We start from the raw sequence: 6,025 nt of genomic DNA, 5'->3' as shown, positions 1-6,025 counted from the left end.
CAGCTCCACCAACGCGTCGTGGCCGCCGCCCGGCGCCGGCGCCGCTGCGGCCACGACGCCGCTCGGCTGGCCGGCGTCGCCGCTCCAGTACACCTCCTGCCCCGCGGCCATCGGCGCCTCGCCGTGCAAGGGCAGGGCGCGGCGCTTGAGGGTGCCGCGGTACTGGCTGCGCGCGACCACCTCCTGGCCCGGATAGCAGCCTTTCTGGAAATTCACGCCGCCCACCAGTTCGTAGTTCAACATCTGCGGCACGAAGGCTTCCACGGTGGCGGCCTGCACCGGTGCGACGCCGCTCTGCACCTCGAGCCAGTCCCAGACCGGCAGGCTCAGGGCGGGCAGGGCTTCGAGTATTTCGGCCGCCGATTCGGCCGGCGCCGCGCACAGCCAGCGTGGCTGGCCGGCACCGTCGGGCAGGCGCACGACGCTGACGCCGTTTTCGAGCAGCCGGTGGCCCCAGACGGGCAGGGCCGCGGTGCCGCTGGCGGCGGCCTGCAGCCAGGCACCGGCCTGCGCACCGCTCAAGCCGAGCAGCGAAACCGGCGCGGTGATTTCTTCGAGCTGCACCTTGGCGCGCAGCACGAACATGCGCAGGCGCTTGAGCGTTGCAGGCAGCAGATCGGCTCGGCACGCCAGCCAGATCTCGTCGTGGCTGCGCTTGAAGCCGACGAAGCTCGCCAGCATGCGACCCTTCGCCGAACACGGGGCAGCCAGCCGGGCTTCGCCGAGGCCGAGGCCGGTGAAGTCGTTGGTCAACTGGCTGTGCAGGAAGGCCGCGGCGTCGGCGCCACGTGCGCCGATCAGGCCGGTGTGGTCGAGGCGCACGGCACCTTCGGGCGCAATCTCGGTCGCAGGAGTAGATGTCATGCGCTGATTATCATCAGCGCCGCATGGAACAACCCCACTGACGATGAAGCGCGTGTTCAAGCTAGGGCTGCTGCTGGCGCTGGTGCTGCTGGTGGGCGCGGCCGCGGCGGCCTTCTGGTGGTTGCAGCGGCCGCTGCCGCTCGCCGCTCCGAGCGTCGAGTTGTCGATCGAGTCCGGCACGGCACCGCGCCAGATCGCTCAAGCCTGGGTCGACGCCGGCGTGCAGGTGCCGCCGCGGCTGCTCTATGAATGGTTCCGATGGTCTGGCGAGGCGCGCAATATCCGCGCCGGCAGCTACGAGATCCGCACGGGCGAAACCCCCGTGTCGCTGCTGCACATGATGGTGCGCGGCGACGTCACCATGGCCACGGTGCGCCTGATCGAAGGCTGGAACTTTCGTCAGTTGCGGGCCGAGTTGGCCAAGGCCGAAGCGCTCGTGCCCAGCACCGTAGCGATGAACGACACCGAGCTGATGGCGGCTCTGGGCACGCCCGGCGTCGCGCCCGAAGGCCGTTTTTTCCCGGACACCTACAGCTATCACAAGGGCGCGACCGACCTGTCGGTGCTGCAGCGGGCCTATCGCGCGATGCAGGGCCGTCTGGAGGCCGCCTGGGCGCAGCGTGACGCGTCCACGCCGCTGAAGAGTCCCGATGAGGCCTTGATCCTGGCCTCCATCGTCGAGAAGGAAACCGGCCAGGCCGACGATCGCGGCAAGGTCGCGGGCGTGTTCGTGAACCGGCTGCGCATCGGCATGCCGCTGCAGACGGACCCGACGGTCATTTACGGCCTCGGCGAGTCTTTCGACGGCAACCTGCGCAAGCGCGACCTGCAGGCCGATACGCCCTACAACACCTACACGCGGCGCGGCCTGCCGCCCACGCCGATCGCCATGCCGGGCAAGGCTTCGCTGCTGGCCGCGGTGAAGCCGGAGGCGACCAAGGCGCTCTACTTCGTTTCTCGCGGCGACGGCAGCAGCGTCTTCAGCACCAACCTCGGCGACCACAACCGGGCGGTGAAAAAGTACCAGCGCGGCATTGGCCGCGACACACCGCGGTGAGCACCGCAGCAGGCCGCTTCGTCACTTTCGAGGGCATCGACGGCGCCGGCAAGTCGAGCCATCTCGAGGCGGTGGCCGAGCGGTGGCGTGGGCAGAGCCTGGAGGTCGTGCGCACGCGCGAACCCGGCGGCACGCCGCTGGCGGAGAGCCTGCGCGAACTGGTGCTTCACCGAAGCATGGATGCGCTGACCGAGGCCCTGCTCATCTTCGCGGCGCGGCGCGATCACCTGCAGCAGTGCATCGAGCCGGCGCTGGCGCGCGGCGCGGTGGTGCTGTGCGACCGTTATACCGATGCGACCTTCGCCTACCAGGGCGCAGGCCGCGGCTTCGATCTCGCAGTGCTGTCTGCGCTCGAAAGCTGGGTGCAAGCCACGGGGGGCGGCACGCGACAGCCCGACCTGACCTTGTGGTTCGACCTCGATCCCGCCGTGGCTGCGGGGCGCGTCGCCGCCGCGCGCACGCCCGATCGCTTCGAGCAGCAGGACGAGGCCTTCTTCCGGCGCGTGCGAGACGGCTATCGAACGCGCGCGGCCGCAGCACCCCAGCGCTTCGCCCGCATCGACGCGGCGCAGCCGCGCGAGCAGGTGGCCGCGCAGATCGTCGGCGTGCTGCAGGAGCGTGGCTGGTGAGCGCCGCGCTCGCTCCCTGGCTGCTGGCGCCGCTTGCGCAGGCACTGCAAACCACGCGCGGCCATGCGCTGCTCATTCACGGGCCGCGCGGTGTCGGCCAGTTCGAGCTGGCCCTGGCTCTTGCCGCCGCCTGGCTGTGCGAGGGCGAGCCCGAGGCGCGGCCTTCGGGCCAGGCTTGCGGCGTTTGCGGCGCCTGCCGGCTGATCGCCGCGCGCACGCATCCGGACTTGCTGGTGCTGGTGCCCGAGGCGCTGCAGCAGACCCTCGGCTGGAGCACCACCGAGGAAGCCGCCGACGGCGAAGGCGGCAAGGGGCGCAAGCCGAGCAAGGAGATCCGCGTGGAAGCGGTGCGCGCCGCGGTGGCGTTCTCGCAGAAGACATCGACCCGCGGCGGCGCGAAGGTGAGCGTGCTGTACCCGGCCGAGCGGATCAACCCCACCAGCGCCAACATGCTGCTCAAGACGCTTGAAGAACCGCCCGGCCGTGCGCGCTTCATCCTGGCGAGCGCCGCGCCTCAGCAGTTGTTGCCCACGGTGCGCAGCCGATGCCAGGCGCTGCGGCTGCCACTGCCGCCGCAGCAAGATGCAATCGACTGGCTCGAAGCCGAGCGTGTGAGCCAACCCGAGGTGCTGCTCGCCGCAGCGGGCGGCGCGCCGCTCGAAGCGCTGGAGCGGCTTGCACTGGGCATCACCGCCGAGGCCTGGCTGCGGCTGCCGCGCGAGGTGCAGGCCGGGCAAAGCGCCACGCTGGCCGCCTGGCCGCTGCCGCTGGCGATCGACGCGCTGCAAAAGCTTTGCCACGATGCGCTGGCCGCAGCGGTCGGCGCCGCGCCGCGTTACTTCGGCGCGCAAAGCGTTCCGAAAGCGGGTGACGTGGCCCGACTCACCGCCTGCGGCGCCGTGCTTCGCGGCGAGATGCGCCGTGCCGAACACCCTTGGAATGCCGCGCTCGGCATCGAAGCGCTGGTGCAGCAATTGCGCCGGGCAATGCAGCCGGCCACGTTGCCGACAACTCTGCCGCAAGTCGCACGGTCTTCGACGTTGCGGCGCGCTGCCGAATAGAGTCCGGTGGATACACTGAAACCATGAGTGAAGTGAACCTGCGGAGCCCACCGGCGATCGCCACCACCGCGCGGCCGAGCGTGATCCAGCTCGTCTTTCGCGAGAAGGGCGCGCTGTATGCGGCCTACATCCCCCTCTTCACCGACGGCGGGCTGTTCGTGCCGACCAATCGCGAATACAAGCTCGGCGAAGACATCTACCTGCTGCTGTCGCTGCCGGAAGATCCGCAGCGTTATCCGGTGGCCGGCAAGGTCGGCTGGGTGACGCCGGCCAACGCCTCGGGCGGGCGCACGCAGGGCGTGGGCGTGCGCTTTCCCACCGATGAGAAAACGCGCATGCTCAAGGTCAGGATCGAGGAGATCCTCGGTACCTCGCTTTCCTCGGCCAAGCCGACGCAAACGCTCTGAGTCGTTCTGTCGCGTATTGACGCAGCTTCGCGCGACGCGGCCCTAGAAAACACGTGCTCCAGCTGCTGAGGCACAGTGTCGGCACCATGTTCGTCGATTCCCACTGCCACCTCAGCGACCCGCAACTGCAGGCCGAGTTGCCCGCCATCCGCGCGGCCATGGCGCGCGAGCGCGTCGACCGTGCGCTCGTGATCTGCACCACGCTGGAGGAGTTCGAGACGGTTCATTCTCTGGCGATGGCTCACGAGAACTTCTGGTGTTCGGCCGGCGTGCATCCTGACAACGAAGACGTGCGCGAGCCGAGCGTGGAGAACCTGCTCGAGCTGGCGGCCAAACCGCGCGTGGTGGCCATCGGCGAGACCGGCCTGGACTACTACCGCCTGGGCGAACGCACGGTGGCCGACATGGCCTGGCAGCGCGAGCGTTTCCGCGTGCACATCCGCGCGGCGCGGCAGGCCGGGTTGCCGCTTGTCATCCACACGCGCTCGGCCTCCGAGGACACGCTGGCGATCCTGCGCGAGGACGGCGTTTCCGGTGCGGGGACTCCGGCACACGGCGTTTTTCATTGCTTCACGGAAACCCGCAAGGTGGCCCGCGAGGCCTTGGCCCTGGGCTTCATGATCTCCTTTTCGGGCATCCTGACCTTCAAAAACGCGACCGAGCTTCATGAGGTGGCGCGCGAGGTGCCACTGGATCGCTGCCTGATCGAGACCGACAGCCCCTACCTCGCGCCGGTGCCCCATCGGGGCAAGATCAACAACCCGTCTTTCGTGCCTCTGGTGGCTGCCAGGCTGGCGGAGCTCAAGGGCTGCAGCGTCGAAGCCGTGGCTGAAGCAACTCGCCACAATTTCGAGAGATTGTTCAATGTTCCGGCCGCTGGCAGTTCGTAGTGACTTGATAAACGACATGAAGTACATCGCCTATCTGGCTGTTGAACTTGGATTTTCTTCTTCGCTTGCTGGTTCGTACGAGGATTTTTTTCGGGCTGTCCACGGCAACGACGCCGCAGCCGTCGAAGCGCTGGTCGCGCGCGGTTTCGATCCCAACGCCCCCGATCCGAGAGGCCAGCCGGCGCTGATGCGCGCGCTCGATGCCGGCGCGAGCGACGTGGCGCTGACGATTGCCCGGCTGCCCGGCACCGACGTCAATGTCCAAAACCCGGACGGCGAAACGCCGCTGATGAAGGCGGCCATGAAAGGCAACATCGCCTTGTGCCGCGCCCTGATCGAACGCGGCGCCGACGTCAACCGGCCCGGCTGGACGCCTTTGCATTACGCGGCGGCCGGCGATTCGCTCCCGGCCCTGCGGCTGCTACTGGCGGAGGGAGCGGCGGTGGATGCCCGCGCACCCAACGGCCGCACGCCGTTGATGATGGCCGCGCTCTACGCTGACGAGAGGCTGGTCGAGACCTTGCTGGCCGCAGGCGCCGACTTGGGCGCACGCGAAAGGGACGGTGCCACGGCAGCCGACCTGGCCGGCGCAGGAGGTCGGGAGTGGCTGGCTCGAAAGCTGGCGGAACGTGCCGACGGGTCAACTACCGGGCGCTGAGGGGACGAGCGGTGCGCCGTTCGGGGTGGGCAGCGCGCTCCGGGTCGCCGTGTAGAAAGTTTGTCGCGCCGGCGCCTCAGCTACCTTGCGACATATGCACTGTTCCGACCGCCTGCGACAGCCGCAGCGCGTGTCAGGTGAATTCCGACACCGTCTATGGCGCTGCCCCGACTACGGCGCACGCCCCGGGCTGCCTACAGTTGCGGTCATGCCAGCCAACCGAGGTGATCCCATGCTGCCGATTCGTACTCCGTCCAACCCTTTTGCACTGCTGATGGACCCGGAGACGGTGCTCCAGGCCATCGAGCGTTCGGATCGTCTGGGCCGCCTGCAAAGCCGCATCTGCCGCCCGCTCGACAAGCCGCTGATCCCGCGCGTCGCCAAGGAAGTGATCGAGTTCGACCGCAAGGTCGACGCCATTCGTTACCGCGGCGAGTGATCCTCGAGCTGCTTAGGCAG

8 protein-coding genes are annotated in these 6,025 nt (G+C 68.8%); 7 read left to right on the top strand and 1 reads right to left on the bottom strand.

Annotated elements, in window-relative coordinates; all coding sequences use genetic code 11:
• Positions 1–864, bottom strand: an 864-nt coding sequence (locus tag H0W40_RS04265; protein WP_292443582.1) for a folate-binding protein, incomplete at its 3' end; no start/stop codon positions are given.
• A 43-nt stretch (positions 865–907) separates the two neighbouring features.
• Between H0W40_RS04265 and mltG the strand changes: the two genes are divergently transcribed.
• The 7 genes from mltG to H0W40_RS04230 all read left to right on the top strand — a co-directional run bounded on the left by mltG (position 908) and on the right by H0W40_RS04230 (position 6,005).
• Complete coding sequence (mltG, locus tag H0W40_RS04260; protein ID WP_292443580.1) at positions 908–1,921, top strand: endolytic transglycosylase MltG; 1,014 nt, start codon at positions 908–910, stop codon at positions 1,919–1,921.
• Positions 1,918–2,550 carry a dTMP kinase gene (gene tmk / locus H0W40_RS04255; protein ID WP_292443577.1) on the top strand — a complete coding sequence of 211 codons (633 nt, stop codon included), beginning with the start codon at positions 1,918–1,920 and terminating at the stop codon, positions 2,548–2,550. Before mltG ends, tmk begins: the two co-directional genes overlap by 4 nt.
• Positions 2,547–3,611 (top strand): DNA polymerase III subunit delta', encoded by a 1,065-nt coding sequence (holB, locus tag H0W40_RS04250; RefSeq protein ID WP_292443575.1) that lies wholly within the window; start codon positions 2,547–2,549, stop codon positions 3,609–3,611. The genes tmk and holB overlap by 4 nt, the downstream gene beginning before the upstream one ends.
• A 23-nt stretch (positions 3,612–3,634) precedes the next feature.
• Positions 3,635–4,018, top strand: coding sequence for a PilZ domain-containing protein (locus H0W40_RS04245; RefSeq protein WP_292443572.1), 384 nt, complete (start codon positions 3,635–3,637; stop codon positions 4,016–4,018).
• An 86-nt stretch (positions 4,019–4,104) separates the two neighbouring features.
• Complete coding sequence (locus H0W40_RS04240; protein WP_292443569.1) at positions 4,105–4,908, top strand: TatD family hydrolase; 804 nt, start codon at positions 4,105–4,107, stop codon at positions 4,906–4,908.
• A gap of 16 nt (positions 4,909–4,924) precedes the next feature.
• Positions 4,925–5,566 (top strand): ankyrin repeat domain-containing protein, encoded by a 642-nt coding sequence (locus H0W40_RS04235; RefSeq protein WP_292443567.1) that lies wholly within the window; start codon positions 4,925–4,927, stop codon positions 5,564–5,566.
• Positions 5,567–5,798: 232 nt separating this feature from the next.
• The gene (locus tag H0W40_RS04230) at positions 5,799–6,005 is read left to right on the top strand and encodes a hypothetical protein (protein ID WP_292443565.1); all 207 of its coding nucleotides are present in this window, start codon (positions 5,799–5,801) and stop codon (positions 6,003–6,005) included.
• Positions 6,006–6,025: the final 20 nt, after the last annotated feature.

The sequence above is a fragment of the Methylibium sp. genome, assembly GCF_013817345.1.
GTDB lineage: Bacteria > Pseudomonadota > Gammaproteobacteria > Burkholderiales > Burkholderiaceae_C > Methylibium.
Note: the sequence above shows the minus strand (reverse complement) of the source record. Positions and strands in the feature narration are given on the sequence as shown.